The organism is Gordonibacter faecis (assembly GCF_030077735.1).
Taxonomy (GTDB): Bacteria; Actinomycetota; Coriobacteriia; order Coriobacteriales; family Eggerthellaceae; genus Gordonibacter; species Gordonibacter faecis.
In genome coordinates this window covers 46,694-63,280 of record NZ_JASJEU010000003.1, presented here as the reverse complement: position 1 = coordinate 63,280, position 16,587 = coordinate 46,694, and the positions used below count along the sequence as shown (strand labels likewise).

Below are 16,587 nucleotides of genomic sequence, written 5' to 3'. Positions count from 1 at the left end.
ATCAATGCGCGCGAGGCGCAAAAACAAACCCATAGGTTGAAAAAAAGCACAGGTTGGCGTAGTGCGTCAGCGAGAACGGCCCCGGTGCCGAAGATTGCCCCGCCGCGCGGCCGAGCGTGCTTTCGCACGTGAGGGCAAGCGCACAAGGGGCAAGATTCGGTGCCGGGGCCGTTCGCAGCGTCAAACAGTTCCGGCGGTCGACAGACCGCCGGAACCCTAGTGATTCTTGATATCGATAGAAGACGGATCGTACGACACTTCGCCACGAGCGATCTCGTTGAACGCAAGCGACAGCGGCTTCTTGTCGGCAGCACGCGCAATTTCCACCGCGGTCTGCAGCTGAATAGCGCGGTCGCGCTGGCCACGCATCATGTCGTTAATGTCATGCGCGCGCTTTGAAGCAAGAGCGCACAGCAAAAAACGGTCGTTGTCGGTCTTACCCAAGAGAACGTCGATCTTCGGTTCGATGATGCTCATATAGTATCTAACCTCGTGCTTCCTCGGCTTGTTCAGTGACGTAGCGCACCAGAGCTTCGGTGGCTTCATCCAAATTGTCGTTTACCAGCCGCATATCATACTCCATTTTGCGCGAAAGCTCCACTTCGGCCGCGCGCAAGCGCTCCGCAATCACCTCGTCGCTCTCGGTGCCCCGCCCGCGCAGGCGCTCTTCAAGCACCTGAAGCGAGGGAGGCTCAATGAACACGAGGTGTGCCGAAGGCATCTTTTCACGCACCTGAAAAGCGCCCTGCACATCAATTTCCAGGATAACCTGCTGACCGGCAGCCATGTGCTCTTCAACCGTCGCACGCGGCGTGCCGTAGCGGTTACCCGCGTACACGGCCCATTCCAGAAGTCCGTCTTCGTCCACAAGACGCTGAAACTCCTCGTCAGTAGCGAATTGATAGTGAACGCCATCCACTTCCCCCTCGCGGGGTGCGCGCGTGGTAACGGACACCGACACCCAGGCGTCGGGCACCGCACGCAACAGACGGGCCACCAGCGTGCCTTTACCGGCACCTGATGGCCCTGAGATGACGAACAGGTTCCCGCGTCGCATGCGGGGAATTAGCCCAGACGCTCCAGCAGCGCGGACTGCTGGCGCTCGCCCAAACCGCGCAGACGGCGGCTTTCGGCAATCTGCAGTTCCTTCATAATTTTCTCGGCCTTAGCCTTGCCGTAGCCAGGCATGGTCTCGATGAGCGTGGACACCTTCATGCGGCCCACGACCGGATCGTTCTTCATTTCGAGAACCTTTTTCAGCGTAAGCTTGCCGGATTTCAGCTCATCGCGGACCTCGGCGCGCCTAATGCGGGCCGCCTTTGCCTTCTCCAGTGCCGCCTGACGCTCTTCCGGGCTGAGTTGAGGAATAGCCATCGTGCATCTCTCCTTCTTGTTCAAAAGCGATTTCGTGATACTATCACGCAATCATCCATCTTGCCTTGTCAATCGCCGTAATTCCAAAAAATTCCAGCTTGATGCCACACATTGTAGGAGTGGCCCGCGCCAAAAACCCCGTTTCGTCGCCTATTTGTTACACAGTGGCATAGCTAAGCGGTGAGCGGGGGAAACGCCATAAACGCCTTACAACTCGGCCACAATGGCCTCGAAGGCCGCCGCCGGGTCGGCCGTCTGCGTGATGGGACGTCCCACCACAATATGCGACGCACCATTGGCGAACGCTTCGGCCGGAGTGGCTACGCGGCTCTGGTCGCCCTTCGCTGCGCCCGCCGGGCGCACGCCCGGGGTGACAATGTAGGCATCGGGGCCCAAAATCTCGCGCAGGCGCGCCGCCTCCTGCGGTGAGGCCACCACGCCGGAGATGCCGGCGCGCTTGGCCTGTTCGGCAAGCACCACCACCTGGTCAGCCATGGCACGGGAGACGCCCGTTTCGGCAAGCGCCGCATCGTTCATGCTGGTGAGCACCGTGATGCCGAGAGTAGCGGGCACCTCGTAGCCGTATTCGGCCGCCGCACGTTCGGCGCCCTTCTGAGCCGCCGCCATCATGTCAACGCCGCCCACCGTGTGCATGGTAAGCATGTCCGCCCCACTGCCGGCAGCCGCATAGGCCGCGCCCTCCACCTGGTGCGGAATGTCGTGGAACTTAAGGTCAAGGAACACCTTGAAACCGCGTTCCTTGAGCGCGTACACGATGGCCGGGCCGTTCGCGTAGAAAAGGGTCATGCCCACTTTCATCCAGGTGGCCTTGCCCTGCAACTGGTCGGCGAGGTCGAACGCTTCCTCGATGCCACAGTCGAGCGCAACAATCACACGCTCCTTTGCGGGAATCTGCTCGAACGAACTTACCATTCCAACGCTCCTATCAGCTCGTTGACATCTGCAACATGGTGTCGTTCGCAATACTGCGCTATTCCGTCGATGATTTCAACCGTGGCGAACGGATTCACGAAATTCGCGGTACCAACGGCCACCGCTGTGGCTCCCGCCAGCATAAACTCCACCGCGTCGGTTGCCGTTGCGATGCCGCCCATGCCGAGAAGCGGCACCTGCACCGCCTTGTGGCATTCCCATACCATGCGCAGCGCCACGGGCTTCACGGCAGGACCCGAAAGGCCCCCCACCCCGCGTGCGAGCTGTGGGCGACGGCGCTCCGCGTCGATGGCCATGCCCATGAGCGTATTGATAAGTGAGAGCGCATCGGCACCGGCGGCTTCGGCTGCGCGGGCGATCTCGGTGATGTCGGTGACGTTGGGCGTAAGCTTCACGATGAGCGGCCGCTTCGTGGCGGCACGGCAGCGAGAAACCACTTCCTCCACGCTGGTGGTGCATGTGCCGATGGTCATGCCGCCGGCGTCCACGTTCGGACACGAGATGTTCACCTCGTAGGCGTCCACCGGAGCCTCTTCAAGCGCCTCGATGACCTGCACGTATTCATCGTAGCTGTGGCCGGATACGTTCACGATAACCGTAGCTTCGCGCTCGGCAAGCCAAGGCAAGTCGTACTCTTTCAGGTGCGCCACGCCGGGGTTCTGCAAGCCGATGGAGTTCAGCATGCCACTGGGCGTTTCCGCAATGCGAGGGCTCGCGTTGCCTTCCCACCCGTGCAGCGACACGCCCTTCGTGGTGACCGCACCAAGGCTCGCTACGTCAACAAAGTCCCCATACTCCCGCCCCGCCGCAAACGTCCCCGAAGCCACGGTGACCGGGTTCTTCATCCCCAACCCACCAAGATTCACCGCCATGTTCACCATAGTAGGAGCAGGGCACCGAGGCGACCCCCCCACCAAGCGAGTTTCGCACGAGCCGAAAGCCCCAGTGGGGCTTTCGTGCGAGCCCAGGACTGTCTGAGCGACTGGGGGGGTCGCCTCGGCGCCCGTCCCAGCATGTTGAGAAGCGTTGAAGCTATCGCCCATTTACCAGATCACCTTCTTCGCGTCGAACACCGGCCCATCCACACAGGCGCGCTGCTTGCCATCCACCGTGTCTACCACGCACGAGAGGCACGCGCCAATGCCGCAGGCCATACGGCGCTCCAGTGACACCTCGCACGTGACATCGGCCTCCGCAGCCATCGCGGCCACAATCTTCATGAGGGGTTCCGGGCCGCAAACGGCCAGATAGTCGTAAGGCTCACCTGCCGCCTGAGCCTCGGCAAGGGCCTCTTCTACCAGCGACGTGCAGAAGCCCTCGCGGCCAAAGCTGCCGTCGTCAGTGGCGCAACGAGGCGCATTATCGCAGGTAGGAGCAGCAGCTAGAAGCGCCTCGTAGCGCGCACGACATGAAAGTGCGTCCTCGGTCTGCGCGCCTAGCACCACATCCGTGCGTACGCCCGCATTCACCAGCTGCTCGGCCAGCATAAACAGCGGAGCCGCACCCACACCGCCCCCCACAAGAAGCGCGCGACGCGCATCTGCGGGCGGATGCCACGCGCGCCCCACCGGCCCCATGAGCTCAACCGCCTCAAGGTTTGCACATTCGGCCGTCGAAAGACCTGCCGGGCATGCGGCCACATCAGGCTCAAGCAAGCGCATATGCCCACTGCCGAAGCCCACCACCTGGTAAAGTATCTCAAGCGTGCGGGCCGAGCGATCGCACGAATACACCGAGAACGGTCGACGCAGGATGTGCGCCTCCATCCCCGGAATTTTCATATGCACGAACTGCCCCGGTGCAAGCGTTGTCGCAATGGTTGGCGACAAGAGGCGCATGACGTACAGGTTCGGGCCGACACACGTATTCTCCAGAATGCGCGCCCGTTCGTTGACAAGAGCCACGAAGAGTCCTTTCTCACCCCGCGGCCGCACAAAGCGGCTCAATCGTCGTTTGGGCGAGATTGTACCATTCATCCGTCACTTAGGCCCCCGACGTGCCGAAATGCACGGGAAGCGCACGCGGACGGCGCACCCCCATGAGTCGCGTGGCCTACCTTCGCCTGCAACCCACTGTGCGGTGTTAGCTGTTCTTTCGGGACAAGAAAAGGCCAACGAGTGCCCCTATAAAGACAAGCGGAGCAAGCCTCACGAACAGCCATTCGAAGACGTGGAAGCCTGCTCCGAAAACGGCTGTTTCGGGATCGCCGTAATCCCAACCCAGATAAGGACTCGGCACCGTTATTAGTGCTGCAAAAATGAGTACGATAACCGCGCACAAAGAAATAAGCAGACCGCGGACTATTTTTTGTCTCGTCGCCTTCCTTCGCGCAAGCTGAAGGTTGATAACTTCCAGTTTTTCGGAAAAAGCTTTTACCTCATCAACTTCCGGTTCGATTACTTGTTCTCCCAGCAAGGTGCTGACCGGCGCGTCAAGCGCTTCTGACAGAGAAATCAGCAGATCAGAGTCGGGTACAGACAGCCCCTTCTCCCATTTGGAGATCGTTTGTCGCACCACGTGCACCTTGATGGCAAGTTCTTCCTGCGAAAGCCCTTTAGCTTTCCTGAGCGCCTTAATGTTTTCGCTGAGCATGGGTAACCTCCTTTTTTGGCGTTACCACAAGTGTGTAAAAAACAGTCCGTTGCCTCAAGCAACGCATAGTAACATGCAACATGTGCGGAAGATAACCTTTGGAACGTGCGGCGAACGATGAAGGAGTACGCAAAGATGGAACAGGTTGAGGAACTTATGGAGCGGTTGCGCTCGGCCGACAACAACGAGGCGTACGCGGCGTTCAAGCAGCTGCGCGAAGCGAGCTCGACTGGGCCGGAAGTTGCCGCGCACCTTGGCGAGTTCGTGGCCATGCTTGAGGCTGAGAGTTCTTACGCGCGCACCCGTGGCTTCCTCCTGCTTGTGGCAAACGCGCGCCACGACGCCGAAGGGTGCATCGATGCCGCGTTCGACCGCATGGCCACCTGCCTGCACGACCCCAAGCCCACGGTGGCGCGCCAGTGCGTGCAAGCCCTGCCCGAGTTGGCCGCCGCAAAGCCTGCACTCGCTGGCCGCATCGTCGCCGAGCTCGAACGCGTCAACCCCGGTGCCTATCGCGACAGCATGCAGCCTCTCATCGCTGCCGATGTGTCAGCCGCCCTTGCAGCGATTCGCGGCTTACAGCATGAGTGCGGTCGAATTAGGGTAGAGACAGTGGAACAATTCAGGCTTGCCCGGTATGTCGTGATTAGTCAGAATCCTGAACATGATGCTATGGATTATATGGAGCGCTGGGCGAAAAACAGCGGGCTGCTTGACTACCCCGATTATACCCCAAGGAAAATTGGCTGGGATTTCCCCTTCGTCTCCGAAGAGCAGAAAGAAAGATTTGGCCTGCATGGATACGTAGCGGCGTACATCGTCCCTGATGATTTTGTTCCTTCCTGCGAGGGGGCGGAGCTGACTGTTCAGGAGACCGACCAGTACGCCGTGATTACTATTACGGACCCCTTCTCTGCGCCTTGGGAGAAGATCCCTCGCGCTTATGGGGAACTCTACGAATACGCGAACGCCCATACTATGGTGGCTCAAAGTTACGAGAACCGCATCTGCATGGAGGAAGTCTATGTTAAAGAGAGTGTTACCTATATGGACGTCTACGTTTCTGTTGATGCGCACTAGAATCATTTCCAAGGGATGCTAAAGAGGCAGAAGAGAGAATATGGCACGATTACGCGTGGGTGCTCGACATACGCGAGCAGTGCGCGGCGGCTGGAACCCATTTTGAATTCCGGCAATGCGGAACCCACTTTATTAAGGATGGAAGAACCTACACCCTGCGCACCCGCGATCTGTGCAGCCAGGCGCGGAAGGCGGGTATCAACCTCTAGCATTTGCTTGCGGCGGTTCGTGACTTGCTGGAGGGTCAGACAACCCTTTGACCCTCCTGCTCACGAAGGTTTGCAGAACCGGTTGAGTGAAGGAGACCTCACTCGCGGATGGCGCGCTCCTTCTTGAGACGGCCGATCTGGCGCGCAATGCGGATGACCTGCACAGCCAGCACCACTGCTATCACCAGCAGGATTGCGGCAATGCCAAGGAAAAGCGGGTCGCCCGCCGAGAGCACCGGACCCATCACCTGCTTGAAGTTTGGGGTGTTGACATGAGCGAACGCTACCAACTGAAATACGACTGCGAGCAATTCCACCCCAAGCAACACGAGCAGCAGCGTGCGGATGCGTCGCAGGTGCGTGATACGCGAATCCAAGTCAGAGAACAGGTCGAAAGGACCATCTTCTGCGCGGCGGCGGAAGTAGACCCAGCGACCACACGCGGCCACCTGCTCAATACCGGCGTCCTCCATAAAGCGCAGGTAGCGCTCACTTTCCGCCGTGCTCGGCAGGGTGTTGAGCAATTCAAGTTTGTAGCAGTACTCCCCCGGTGTTCCCTGCTCGAACACGTAGCGTACGCCGGTGGTGTCGACGAGGTTCCACCCGAGGGCCGCCATGTCGTTCAGCCAACGTTCTTCCTTTTCGAACCCCCATGCCCAGAACACCTTGTGGACGACTTTCCTGTTCATCGCGACCATCCTTCCACAACGCGTTCCCCGTTTTCCAGAAGCTCGCGCAAGCGGGCGAGCTCGGCCTCCACAACGCTGCGACCTGCGGCGGTGATGCGGTACTCGCGCTTGCGCCCGCCGCCTGATGCGGGCACTTCCTCGATCCAGCCCTTGTCCACCAGCGTGCCGAGCGCGCCGTATAGCGTGCCCGCCGCCAAGCGCACGCGGCCGTTGCTGAGTGCCTCGGCGTTTTGCATGATGCCGTAGCCGTGCAGTGGCTCGCCGAGCGAAAGCAGGATGTAGAACACCGCCTCCGTAAGCGCAATAGGCTCCATGGCGCTCCCCTTTCTTTTGTATCTTCATCCGTTATATCGTGTGCCGATATATTTATATCGGAAGCCGATATACTTGTCAAGGAGCTGTGCCTGATATGATGGAATCTATATCCGAGCGAAGTTACACGAAGGGGAATCCGAGCATGGAAGAGATTATTGCTTTTATCATGTCGGTGGAGGAATAGGCTGCGAGCCTTGCGTTAAGCCTGGTTATGGGCTTGCGCTACGACGGCGAGGGTTTGACTGTCGCTTGAGGCAGAGGCTCCGGCCACGTCGCCAGCGAAGACGAGAGTATCGAAGCCAGCCGCAGCAAGTTCCGCGCTAAGCATCTCAGGCGTGAAGTAGGTGTTCCAAAGGTGATAGGCAGATGCGCCGTCGCAGTCGGCTACCACGATCTGTTCAAGCGTGGCCACATCCTCATACTTGAGGCGGTGCTGCATCTCGAGGTAGGGGCCTGGGCGCCAGAAGCCACCGTGCGGGTGATCCTCCCAGATGCGGCCTTCCTCGAACGCATCGAAGGCGCGCCGCGAGAACACGTCGAGTACGAGCAGGCCACCCGGACGCAGGTGCGCGCGGGCGCGGTCGAGCAGCGTGCGACGATCCGCGGCGGACAACGCGCCGTAATCGCAGTAGATCATGATGGCAACGTCGAACTGCTGCCCCAGGTCAAGCGCAAGGTAGTTTTCGCAGCAATAGTCGATGGCAAGCCCCTGCTGCTCGGCGGCGTCGCGCGCGTGGGCAATCGAGCGGCGCGAGAAGTCCACGCCGGTCACACGGTAGCCCGCACGCGCAAGGCGCTCGGCGTAGAGGCCGGGGCCGCAGCCCAGGTCGACCAGGCGCTGATACTCGGCGACGGGTGCCACGCGCGCAATCCACGCAACGGAGCGGTCGATGAACGTGTGATTCCTGCTGGCTCCCTCGAAGTTGGGGTCGAGATGCGCGGCCAGCATCTGCGCCGAGATGTGCTCGTCGTCCCAGAACGGCTCATCCGTGAATTCGTAGAGCGCGGGCGGTTCGAGCAGAGAGAGCAGCGTGTCGCAGGAGATCATGGGCTATCCTTCGATCATAAGGGGTACTTCGCTGTGACATTCTACCATTCGCCCTCAAAATGCCACGGAGCGTAGCATTTTAGAGGCGAATGCTATGCTCGGTTGCTTGCGTCGGCGAGCGCGCGTTGCCATGATGGGGCGGTCGAAACGAACAAAGGAGGCCATTATGTTGGCGGAGAATATCAAAGGACGGCGCGTGCAGGCAGGTCTCTCACAGGAGCAGCTGGCCGAGCAGCTGCAGGTATCGCGACAGGCGGTGACGAAGTGGGAAACGGGCGCGGGCATTCCGGACATTGAGAACTTGCGGGCCATCGCGGTGCTGTTCGGCATCACGCTTGATGAGTTGCTGGGCGACGTGAGCGAGGACGCGGCGGCACGCGGACATTTGCATGAGAGTGTGACCGAATACGACATCGACGGCGAGAAACGCTTCGACATCACCTTCGCGGGTGCCGCCTCCGTGGTGGTCGAAGGCTGCGACAGCGAGAAAGTGCGCGTTGAGCTGGCCTCCGACACCATCCCCGACGTGCAACGCGTCTGCAAGGTGAAGATAGACGACATCCGCAAGCGCATCGACATCGACGTGAAGCGACTTGAAGGACTGTCGGAGACGAAGGCGAAGGAGGGGCTGCGTCTGACCGTACGCCTCCCCCAGCGCTACGTAGACGAGGTTGAGCTTGCTGGCAATGCGGTGTCACTTGCTGTGCGTCACCTCGCGGCCGAGCGCTTCGAGTTCTCGGGCAGGCTGAGCGCGGTGGAGCTGGACGACGTGTCTGGACACGTCGAGTTGAACTGCAACGATGATCTGGACATTCGTTGTGTCGCGCTCGATGGCCGCTTGGACGTGAACCAGCTTTCTGCCACCTCGAAACTACGCATTGCCGAAGGCACGCCCTTCGAGAGCATCGTGCGCGGCATCGGCAACCACATTCTGTACCAGCGCGCGGGCGCGCCCTGCGACGACTTCTCACTCCACGGCGACGAGGCAACCGCGTGCACCACGGTCATTGAACTGAACGGCATGCGAAGCGAACTCACCATCAGCGTCGACGCACCAGGCGCGTGAGCTTCGTGATAGCCATGACCCCCACTGCTTCCAAGACCTCCGCTGCCCCTTACCGCTACCGACCCTTCCGCTACTACATCCTTGTGTTCGCCCTCACCTGGGCGTTCTGGATAGCTGCTATCTTCGCGAACACAAGCACAGATACAATGGCGGAGGGCTCCGATGGCGGCGCGGGTCTGTCGCTCACGCTTATGTTTCTTGGCCTGTGCGTGCCGGCTGTCACGTCAATCATCTTCGTGCTGGCCTCTAAAAGCCCAGAACTCAAGCGTGACCTGAAACGTAAGATCATCGGATTCCACCGCATCAAACCCCTCGTCATTATGCAGGCCATTGCACTGTTCGGCGGGATTATCGCAGTTTCTATTCTTGCATCGACGCTGATAGGGCAGCCGCTTTCGCAGTTTTCATTCACGGAAGGGTTCTCGTTTTCTATCGCGGGAACCTCGGCGCTGCTGACCATTCTCGTTGCGTCGGTGATTGAGGAAGTGGGTTGGCGCGGCTACGGCGAGGATGCCATCGCGCAGTACCATCCATGGTTTCGTGAGTCGCTCATCTTCGGCGTCGTGTGGGCGTGCTGGCATCTGCCGCTGTTCTTCATCCCCGGTACCTATCATGCAGGACTGCTCGACTTCGGGTACGGCTACGCACTGAACTTCCTTGTCAGCGTCGTGCCGCTGGGGTTTCTCACCACCTGGGTCTACACGAAGAATAACCGCAGCATGCTTGCGTGCATCGTGTTTCACCTGTTCGTGAACTTCTTTCAGGAGAAGATCGCGCTCACCCCGGAGACGAAATGTATTGAGACGGTAGTGATTACCGTGGCGGCGGTGCTCGTAGTACTGGCGAACCGCGACCTGTTCTTCGAAACGCGCCATGTGGGCAGACTACTTGCGTACCGTACGGGCGAGGCAAGGGCGGAAGCGGAATCGTTCCTTGCATGCGACGTGCCGATGAGGCACCATAGGGACAGGCCGCAATCGGAGGAGCCCCATGGAGAAACTGCCACCCCTTGAGAAAGTGTACGAAGCCTGGAGCGCGCTGGCTGACGGGCGCGTGAGCGTGTGCGCAGATGAGCGGCGCGCGACCGTCGCGTCGTCGAACGGGCAGAAGGAGTACACGGTTGCGTGGGACGCTGACGGGCATGTGTACTCATCGAATGACAACGCCACATACTGGCAGGGCTACGCAGGCTACCCTGTGCTCGCCGTGCTCATGGAGCAGGGGCAACTGCCGCTTGACCACGCGGCCGCCGAAGCGTTCACAGGCGTGAACTGGACCGAACTCAACGAACGCTTCAAGCGCAACTATGCTGCCGCCGTTGCGCACGTCACTAATGAACGCGATCTCGACGCCACACAGCTCGACGCCTCGGCGCACGCCGTCATGGACGCGCTTGCCGCCCTCGATCTCACCATCAAGCGCGGCCCCACGCGCCCGCCAAAGTCGAAGAAGGCGTAACAGCATCAACACTACGTTCGATGCACTCAAACAATGCTCTGAATCACTGTTTTCACCGCTGTGAAGCCCTGCACGGCGAAAACTTGCAAGAAGACTTTCTGCGACCTGGAAAAACGCCGAAACCCGCACCGCAAAAACCCACCGAACGACCGCCCAAAGACTTCACAGCGGTTGAAACGGTGACTTTCCGAAGGCAATCGACGCATGCTCCTACCGCAAAGGCCGAACAGACGCCATGCGAAAGCCAATGCAGCGATCCCTCTATTCGAAAAGCGCATTGCATTCAAGGAGGAGTTGTGCTGCAATGAATCCCAGCTTCAACTCGTGTTTTACTTGCGGAGCCGCGCCTGAAAGGAGTGTGCCGTGACCAAGTTGTTTCTGGTGTCGATGTTTCAGAACGTGGCGAAGCTACTGAGAACAGTTGAGCCGAATTTGCAGCACAAGACCGTGACCTACATCCCAACCGCCAGTAACGTCGAGAAGCTGGGCTTTTTTACCAAGATAGGCAAATGGCATCTGAAGCGCCTGGGGCTTGCCGTCGAGGAACTCGACATCTCAACCGCCTCGCCCGAGGTCATCGCAAGCACGCTGACGAGCAACGACTTCATATTCGTTGCAGGCGGCAACACGTTCTATCTCCTGCAGGAGCTGAGAAAAACCGGAGCCGACAAAATCCTGGTCAACGAGGTGAGAAACGGCAAGCTTTACATCGGCGAGTCTGCCGGGGCGATTGTCACAGCGCCCAACATCGCGTACTCTGCCGACATGGACTGTCCTGAAAAGGCGCCCGACTTGAAAGACTGCGCCGGTTTGAGACTGGTGGACTTCTTCGTCGTGCCACATGACAAGAACTGGGAGATGGGAAAGGCCGCGCAGACAATACGGGACACGTTCTCAGAAACCCTGGACTTGAGAGTGATCAGCGACAACCAAGCCATCGTGGTTAGCGGGGACGAGGTTAGGATTCTGGAGAGATAAGCGTTCGCACTGCGCCGAGAACAAGCGGAGGGAGGACACCATGCGCGACGATGTGTATGTGAACTCGGTTGCTATTGACTGGGAGTCGGTCACAAGCAGGGGCGAGTACCCCTTCGCTATTCCGGCCATCGCGAGCATCGACGTACTTGATCTTGGGCAGTCGGTCACCTTCTTCTGCGGGGAAAACGGCACGGGGAAATCTACCCTGCTTGAGGCGCTGAGTGTAGCATACGGCCTCAACGCCGAGGGCGGGACGAAGAACCACCGCTTTTCCACGGTGGACGCACCGAGCGAATTGGCTGAGCACCTCGTGCTGATGAAGAGCATCTTCAAGCCAAGCGACAGCTTCCTTGTACGCTCCGACACTATGTTCAACCTCATCACGGAAATGGACCGCTTGGGTGACGGCGACCTCTACCGCGAAGGCCGCGCGCTGCACACACGGTCGCACGGCGAGGGCGTGCTTGCGCTCGTGTCGCAGCGGTTCCACGGACGCGGTTTCTATGTGCTTGACGAACCGGAGTCCGGCCTCTCGCAATGCGGCCAGGTGGCGCTGTTGGCGCAGATCATACGGCTGGCACGCGAAGGCGCGCAGTTCATCGTTGCCACGCACTCGCCCATCTTGCTCACGGCACCGGGCGCGACCATCTACCAGTTCGACGACGAGGTGCGCAAAGTGACAGTTGAAGACACCATGGAATGGATCATGCTCCACCGCTTCCTTGAAAACCCCGCCCACGAACTGGCATTCTTTTTGGAAAAGTGATCATTCGCAATGTCGAAAATCACAGCACTACCTACTGCACTACCGCAACTCCAGCATGCCGCGGATGGTGCTGAGGATGGAGCGCATGGTGGCGTCGTCGGCGGTTCCTTTGAAGTGGCAGCCACGATGTGCGAGGTCGATGTTACGCAGTTGCTCGACGCAGGCGAAGCCAACAACTCCTTTCGACCCTGTTACGGGTATGTGCAGCGGGTAACCGTTATCTTTGCTGGTCACCGGCACGACAGACACCATACTTGAACGGGAATTGAAGCCATAACCACTCACGATGACGGCCGGTCTCACCTTTGCCGGCTCATGCCCGACGGAGGGACTAAAGTCAACTTCAACGATGTCTCCTTGCTCGTATGCACGCATTAGTCGATCACCTCGCCACCGACGTCTTTGCCCCAGTCGGGCTCGGTGGGCCGATAATCGCCCTCGTACTCGGCAAACAGTTCATCCATTGAACGATAGGACACGTCACGCACCATTCGGTGAGACTGTTCCTCGGGGCGAATAAGGATAAAGGAACCGCGCTCATCATGGCCAACAAGCATATTGAGCATCGACCCTACATCCACCCCCAAGCGCTCACACACCTCACGAGGCACACGAACCGCACGCGAAGTCCCCCACGAGCAAAGCCGCGTCAGTTTCTTTATCACTTCAGGCATGGTGTCACCTCCTAGATATCTCAATAGATATCTTAATGCGGAAAGCAACAAAAAGCAAGAGAACTCGCAGGTTGGTGGTGGGTTGGGGCGAAAGTTTGCCCTTAACCTACGGGTGACCTGCGAGTTCTTGAGGTTAGGTTATGCTTCGGCAGTCGTCGGTTCCCATTGGGGGAGATCTTGCAGGGCTACTACCGTGAGGCCGCTGCCGCGGGCTACTTCCATGCCGGCTACCATGGCTTGGGCGCCGGCGAGATTGGTTACGTGGGTGACGCCGTGCTTGACGGCCTCAAGGCGCAGCTCGTAGCCGTCGGCGCGGGTGGCGTGGCCAAATGGGGTGTTAATCATGAGCGCAATCTCGCCGGCGGCGATGCGATCCACCACGTTCGGCGTGCCCTCGTGCACCTTCTTCACGTCCTCGCAGTCCACACCGGCGGCACGCAGGGCGCGAGCGGTGCCAGCTGTCGCTACCACGTGGAAGCCCAGGCGTACGATGTCGCGCGCGATGCTCACAATGGCGCGCTTGTCGCGGTCACACACGCTGATGAACACCGTGCCGCCTTCAGGCAGCGCGTAACTGATAGCCAGCTGGGTCTTCGCGAACGCCGCGGGGAAGTTGCGTGCAATGCCCATGACCTCGCCCGTTGACTTCATCTCGGGGCCGAGCACCGTGTCGGCACCGGGGAAGCGGCCGAAGGGCATGACGGCTTCCTTCACGCTGTAGTGCTCCAAGCGGCGATCATCGGCCGGCAGTCCCAAGTCAGCGATGCGCTCCCCCGCCATGATGCGGGCGGCGCACTTCGCCAGTGGCACGCCGGTGGCCTTCGACACGAAGGGCACGGTGCGGCTCGCGCGTGGGTTGGCCTCGATGATGTAGATGACCTGGTCTTTAATGGCGAACTGGATGTTGATGAGCCCCACCACGCCCAGGCGCAGCGCCAGCTGCCGCGCAATGGAGCGCAGCTGTGCCACCACGGCCTCGGACAGCGCGAACGGCGGCGTGCAACACGCCGAGTCACCCGAGTGGATGCCCGCCATCTCAATGTGCTCCAGCACACCTCCCACATACACTTCCTCGCCATCGCAAAGCGCGTCGAGGTCAACCTCCACGGCACCCTCAAGGAAGCGGTCGAGATACACCGGATGATCAGGCGAAATCTTAGCGGCCTCAGCCATGTACTTCTCCAGCTGAGCGCCGTCGTACACAATGCCCATGCCGCGCCCGCCCAAGACGTAGCTCGGGCGTACCAAAAGCGGGAACCCAATCTGGTCGGCCACCACGCACGCCTCTTCGAACGTGGACGCCATACCCGCAGCCGGATACGTGATACCCAGCTCGTCCAAAATGGCGCTGAAGCGGTCGCGATCCTCCGCCAAGTCGATGGCCTCCGGCGACGTGCCCATGATAGGCACCCCCGCCTCGGCCAGCGCATTCGCCAGCTTGAGCGGCGTCTGGCCGCCAAGGGTGACCACCACACCGTCGGGCTGCTCCACATCCACAATGTCCATGACGTCTTCGAACGTGAGCGGCTCGAAGTACAGCTTGTCGGACGTATCGTAGTCGGTGGACACCGTTTCGGGGTTGCAGTTCACCATGATGGTTTCAAACCCGGCCTCGGCCAGCGCATACGACGCGTGCACACAGCAGTAGTCGAACTCGATGCCCTGACCAATGCGGTTCGGCCCGGCACCAAGAATCATCGCGCGGCGGCGCGTCTTAGGCGCCACCTCCGTTTCGTCGGCGTCGTAGGTCTTGTAGTGGTAGGCCGTCTGACTGGGGAACTCGGCCGCGCACGTGTCCACCGTCTTGAACGAGGGCACCACGTGCAGCATCTTGCGACATGTACGCACCGTAAGCTCGTCGGAGCCGGTCAGGTGCGCAATCTGCGCGTCGGAAAGCCCATAGCCCTTGAGCAGGCGGAACGCATCGGCGTCCAGCTGATCGAGCGGCGAGCCACGCAGGTTCTCTTGCACGCGCACAATGTCCGCCATGCGCGCCACAAAGAACGGATCGATGCGGCTCACCTCGGAAGCGCGCTTCACCGTCCAGCCGCGGCGCAGCGCCTCGGCCAGGTAGAAGATGCGGTCAGCCGTGGGTCGACGCACGAGATCCTCAAGCTCCGCGTCAGCCGCAGCGCCCTCGTCCCCCTTGCCATCGGCACCAAGGCCTGCGCGGCCGTTTTCAAGCGAGCGCATAGCCTTGCCAAGTGCTTCCTCAAAGGTGCGGCCGATGGACATAACCTCGCCCACCGCCTTCATGCGCGTGGACAACGTATCGTCGGTGCCCTGGAACTTCTCGAACGCGAAGCGCGGCACTTTCACCACGCAGTAGTCGATGGACGGCTCGAAGCACGCGGGCGTGGCCTTCGTGATGTCGTTCACAATCTCGTCGAGCGTGTAACCCACGGCAAGCTTCGCCGCCGCCTTCGCGATGGGGAACCCGGTGGCCTTCGAGGCCAGCGCCGACGAACGCGACACGCGCGGGTTCATCTCAATTACAATCATGCGGCCGTTTTCCGGATTGACGGCGAACTGCACGTTGGAGCCGCCGGTTTCCACGCCGATCTTCTCCAGAATGGCGAGCGAGGCCGCGCGCATGCGCTGATATTCTACGTCCGAGAGCGTCTGCGCTGGCGCCACGGTGATGGAGTCGCCCGTGTGCACGCCCATGGCGTCGAAGTTCTCGATGGAGCACACAATGATGCCGTTGCCGGCGTGGTCGCGCATGACCTCCATCTCGTACTCTTTCCAGCCCTCAATGCTTTCCTCCACCAGCACCTCGCCGGCCGGGGACAGCTCCAGTCCCTGGCCCACGATAGCCACCAGCTCGTCGTGGTCGTGCGCGATGCCGCCACCCGCGCCGCCGAGCGTGAACGACGGGCGCAGCACCACGGGGTAGCCGAGCTCGGCCACGATGGCCTCGGCATCGGCCACGGAATACGCGTAGCCTGAACGCGCCGTCTCGATGCCAAGTTCCGCCATGCAGTCGTTGAAGAGTTTGCGATCCTCGCCGCGCTCGATGGCGGCCAAATCGCAGCCGATCATCTCCACGCCGTACTTGTCAAGGATGCCCGATTTCGCCAGTTCAACAGCCGTGTTGAGGCCCGTCTGACCACCGAGCGTGGGCAGCAGAGCATCGGGACGCTCCTTGGCGATGACCTGCTCCACGAACTCGGTCGTGATGGGTTCGACGTAAGTGCGGTCGGCCAGTCCGGGATCGGTCATGATGGTGGCAGGATTGCTGTTTACGAGCACCACGCGGTAGCCGTCGGCCTTCAGCACCTTGCACGCCTGCGCACCCGAGTAGTCGAACTCGCACGCCTGCCCGATGACGATGGGGCCAGACCCAATAACCAGGATAGTTTTAATGTCGTCGCGCTTCGGCAT

General features: G+C 60.3%; 19 protein-coding genes. 6 read left to right on the top strand and 13 right to left on the bottom strand.

Annotated features, from left to right (window positions below):
• Window positions 1–216 precede the first annotated feature (216 nt).
• The 7 genes from QNJ86_RS00540 to QNJ86_RS00510 all read right to left on the bottom strand — a co-directional run bounded on the left by QNJ86_RS00540 (window position 217) and on the right by QNJ86_RS00510 (window position 4,920).
• Window positions 217–477, bottom strand: a complete 261-nt coding sequence (locus tag QNJ86_RS00540; RefSeq protein WP_283830610.1) for a DNA-directed RNA polymerase subunit omega — start codon at window positions 475–477, stop codon at window positions 217–219.
• Between the two features lie 7 nt (window positions 478–484).
• A complete protein-coding gene (gene gmk, locus QNJ86_RS00535; protein ID WP_283830609.1) occupies window positions 485–1,057 on the bottom strand; it encodes a guanylate kinase in 573 nt (190 codons plus the stop codon).
• Between the two features lie 8 nt (window positions 1,058–1,065).
• On the bottom strand, window positions 1,066–1,374 hold the full coding sequence (mihF, locus tag QNJ86_RS00530) for an integration host factor, actinobacterial type (protein ID WP_283830608.1): 309 nt from the start codon (window positions 1,372–1,374) through the stop codon (window positions 1,066–1,068).
• A 207-nt stretch (window positions 1,375–1,581) separates the two neighbouring features.
• Window positions 1,582–2,307: an orotidine-5'-phosphate decarboxylase gene (gene pyrF / locus QNJ86_RS00525; RefSeq protein WP_283830607.1), complete on the bottom strand. Its 726-nt coding sequence runs from the start codon at window positions 2,305–2,307 to the stop codon at window positions 1,582–1,584.
• Window positions 2,301–3,209 carry a dihydroorotate dehydrogenase gene (locus tag QNJ86_RS00520; protein ID WP_283830606.1) on the bottom strand — a complete coding sequence of 303 codons (909 nt, stop codon included), beginning with the start codon at window positions 3,207–3,209 and terminating at the stop codon, window positions 2,301–2,303. Before QNJ86_RS00520 ends, pyrF begins: the two co-directional genes overlap by 7 nt.
• Window positions 3,210–3,371: 162 nt before the next feature.
• Entirely contained in the window at window positions 3,372–4,232 is an 861-nt protein-coding gene (locus QNJ86_RS00515) for a dihydroorotate dehydrogenase electron transfer subunit (RefSeq protein ID WP_283830605.1), read from the bottom strand.
• 178 nt (window positions 4,233–4,410) lie between these two features.
• On the bottom strand, window positions 4,411–4,920 hold the full coding sequence (locus QNJ86_RS00510; protein ID WP_283830604.1) for a helix-turn-helix domain-containing protein: 510 nt from the start codon (window positions 4,918–4,920) through the stop codon (window positions 4,411–4,413).
• 135 nt (window positions 4,921–5,055) lie between these two features.
• Here QNJ86_RS00510 and QNJ86_RS00505 point away from each other — a divergent pair, with 135 nt between their 5' ends.
• Window positions 5,056–6,000 (top strand): hypothetical protein, encoded by a 945-nt coding sequence (locus QNJ86_RS00505; protein WP_283830603.1) that lies wholly within the window; start codon window positions 5,056–5,058, stop codon window positions 5,998–6,000.
• A gap of 307 nt (window positions 6,001–6,307) precedes the next feature.
• Here the strand turns inward: QNJ86_RS00505 and QNJ86_RS00500 are convergent, their stop codons facing one another.
• The 3 genes from QNJ86_RS00500 to QNJ86_RS00490 form a co-directional block, all read right to left on the bottom strand.
• Window positions 6,308–6,898: a DUF2812 domain-containing protein gene (locus QNJ86_RS00500; protein WP_283830602.1), complete on the bottom strand. Its 591-nt coding sequence runs from the start codon at window positions 6,896–6,898 to the stop codon at window positions 6,308–6,310.
• A complete protein-coding gene (locus QNJ86_RS00495; RefSeq protein ID WP_283830601.1) occupies window positions 6,895–7,212 on the bottom strand; it encodes a PadR family transcriptional regulator in 318 nt (105 codons plus the stop codon). Before QNJ86_RS00495 ends, QNJ86_RS00500 begins: the two co-directional genes overlap by 4 nt.
• Before the next feature lie 200 nt (window positions 7,213–7,412).
• The gene (locus QNJ86_RS00490; RefSeq protein ID WP_283830600.1) at window positions 7,413–8,261 is read right to left on the bottom strand and encodes an SAM-dependent methyltransferase; all 849 of its coding nucleotides are present in this window, start codon (window positions 8,259–8,261) and stop codon (window positions 7,413–7,415) included.
• Between the two features lie 166 nt (window positions 8,262–8,427).
• On the opposite strand from QNJ86_RS00490, the gene QNJ86_RS00485 reads away from it, so the two are divergent.
• The 5 genes from QNJ86_RS00485 (at window position 8,428) to QNJ86_RS00465 (ending at window position 12,529) form a co-directional block, all read left to right on the top strand.
• Window positions 8,428–9,327, top strand: a complete 900-nt coding sequence (locus QNJ86_RS00485) for a helix-turn-helix domain-containing protein (protein WP_283830599.1) — start codon at window positions 8,428–8,430, stop codon at window positions 9,325–9,327.
• The gene (locus QNJ86_RS00480; RefSeq protein ID WP_283830598.1) at window positions 9,324–10,340 is read left to right on the top strand and encodes a CPBP family intramembrane glutamic endopeptidase; all 1,017 of its coding nucleotides are present in this window, start codon (window positions 9,324–9,326) and stop codon (window positions 10,338–10,340) included. Before QNJ86_RS00485 ends, QNJ86_RS00480 begins: the two co-directional genes overlap by 4 nt.
• Window positions 10,318–10,785, top strand: coding sequence for a hypothetical protein (locus tag QNJ86_RS00475; RefSeq protein ID WP_283830597.1), 468 nt, complete (start codon window positions 10,318–10,320; stop codon window positions 10,783–10,785). Before QNJ86_RS00480 ends, QNJ86_RS00475 begins: the two co-directional genes overlap by 23 nt.
• A 363-nt stretch (window positions 10,786–11,148) precedes the next feature.
• On the top strand, window positions 11,149–11,763 hold the full coding sequence (locus QNJ86_RS00470; protein WP_283830596.1) for a Type 1 glutamine amidotransferase-like domain-containing protein: 615 nt from the start codon (window positions 11,149–11,151) through the stop codon (window positions 11,761–11,763).
• A gap of 40 nt (window positions 11,764–11,803) precedes the next feature.
• Window positions 11,804–12,529 (top strand): AAA family ATPase, encoded by a 726-nt coding sequence (locus QNJ86_RS00465; RefSeq protein WP_283830595.1) that lies wholly within the window; start codon window positions 11,804–11,806, stop codon window positions 12,527–12,529.
• Between the two features lie 39 nt (window positions 12,530–12,568).
• Here QNJ86_RS00465 and QNJ86_RS00460 read toward each other — a convergent pair whose 3' ends face one another.
• From QNJ86_RS00460 to carB, 3 genes are all read right to left on the bottom strand, one after another.
• Window positions 12,569–12,904 (bottom strand): type II toxin-antitoxin system PemK/MazF family toxin, encoded by a 336-nt coding sequence (locus tag QNJ86_RS00460; RefSeq protein WP_283830594.1) that lies wholly within the window; start codon window positions 12,902–12,904, stop codon window positions 12,569–12,571.
• Window positions 12,904–13,203 (bottom strand): AbrB/MazE/SpoVT family DNA-binding domain-containing protein, encoded by a 300-nt coding sequence (locus QNJ86_RS00455; protein WP_283830593.1) that lies wholly within the window; start codon window positions 13,201–13,203, stop codon window positions 12,904–12,906. The genes QNJ86_RS00460 and QNJ86_RS00455 overlap by 1 nt, the downstream gene beginning before the upstream one ends.
• A 138-nt stretch (window positions 13,204–13,341) precedes the next feature.
• Window positions 13,342–16,587 (bottom strand): carbamoyl-phosphate synthase large subunit, encoded by a 3,246-nt coding sequence (carB, locus tag QNJ86_RS00450; protein WP_283830592.1) that lies wholly within the window; start codon window positions 16,585–16,587, stop codon window positions 13,342–13,344.

What these genes read in the sequence shown, in the direction of transcription:
- QNJ86_RS00540 (WP_283830610.1), bottom strand. Translation starts at nt 477, where the DNA reads ATGAGCATCATCGAACCGAAGATCGACGTTCTCTTGGGTAAGACCGAC.
- gmk (WP_283830609.1), bottom strand. Translation starts at nt 1,057, where the DNA reads ATGCGACGCGGGAACCTGTTCGTCATCTCAGGGCCATCAGGTGCCGGT.
- mihF (WP_283830608.1), bottom strand. Translation starts at nt 1,374, where the DNA reads ATGGCTATTCCTCAACTCAGCCCGGAAGAGCGTCAGGCGGCACTGGAG.
- pyrF (WP_283830607.1), bottom strand. Translation starts at nt 2,307, where the DNA reads ATGGTAAGTTCGTTCGAGCAGATTCCCGCAAAGGAGCGTGTGATTGTT.
- QNJ86_RS00520 (WP_283830606.1), bottom strand. Translation starts at nt 3,209, where the DNA reads ATGGTGAACATGGCGGTGAATCTTGGTGGGTTGGGGATGAAGAACCCG.
- QNJ86_RS00510 (WP_283830604.1), bottom strand. Translation starts at nt 4,920, where the DNA reads ATGCTCAGCGAAAACATTAAGGCGCTCAGGAAAGCTAAAGGGCTTTCG.
- QNJ86_RS00505 (WP_283830603.1), top strand. Translation starts at nt 5,056, where the DNA reads ATGGAACAGGTTGAGGAACTTATGGAGCGGTTGCGCTCGGCCGACAAC.
- QNJ86_RS00500 (WP_283830602.1), bottom strand. Translation starts at nt 6,898, where the DNA reads ATGAACAGGAAAGTCGTCCACAAGGTGTTCTGGGCATGGGGGTTCGAA.
- QNJ86_RS00495 (WP_283830601.1), bottom strand. Translation starts at nt 7,212, where the DNA reads ATGGAGCCTATTGCGCTTACGGAGGCGGTGTTCTACATCCTGCTTTCG.
- QNJ86_RS00490 (WP_283830600.1), bottom strand. Translation starts at nt 8,261, where the DNA reads ATGATCTCCTGCGACACGCTGCTCTCTCTGCTCGAACCGCCCGCGCTC.
- QNJ86_RS00485 (WP_283830599.1), top strand. Translation starts at nt 8,428, where the DNA reads ATGTTGGCGGAGAATATCAAAGGACGGCGCGTGCAGGCAGGTCTCTCA.
- QNJ86_RS00475 (WP_283830597.1), top strand. Translation starts at nt 10,318, where the DNA reads ATGGAGAAACTGCCACCCCTTGAGAAAGTGTACGAAGCCTGGAGCGCG.
- QNJ86_RS00465 (WP_283830595.1), top strand. Translation starts at nt 11,804, where the DNA reads ATGCGCGACGATGTGTATGTGAACTCGGTTGCTATTGACTGGGAGTCG.
- QNJ86_RS00460 (WP_283830594.1), bottom strand. Translation starts at nt 12,904, where the DNA reads ATGCGTGCATACGAGCAAGGAGACATCGTTGAAGTTGACTTTAGTCCC.
- QNJ86_RS00455 (WP_283830593.1), bottom strand. Translation starts at nt 13,203, where the DNA reads ATGCCTGAAGTGATAAAGAAACTGACGCGGCTTTGCTCGTGGGGGACT.
- carB (WP_283830592.1), bottom strand. Translation starts at nt 16,587, where the DNA reads ATGCCGAAGCGCGACGACATTAAAACTATCCTGGTTATTGGGTCTGGC.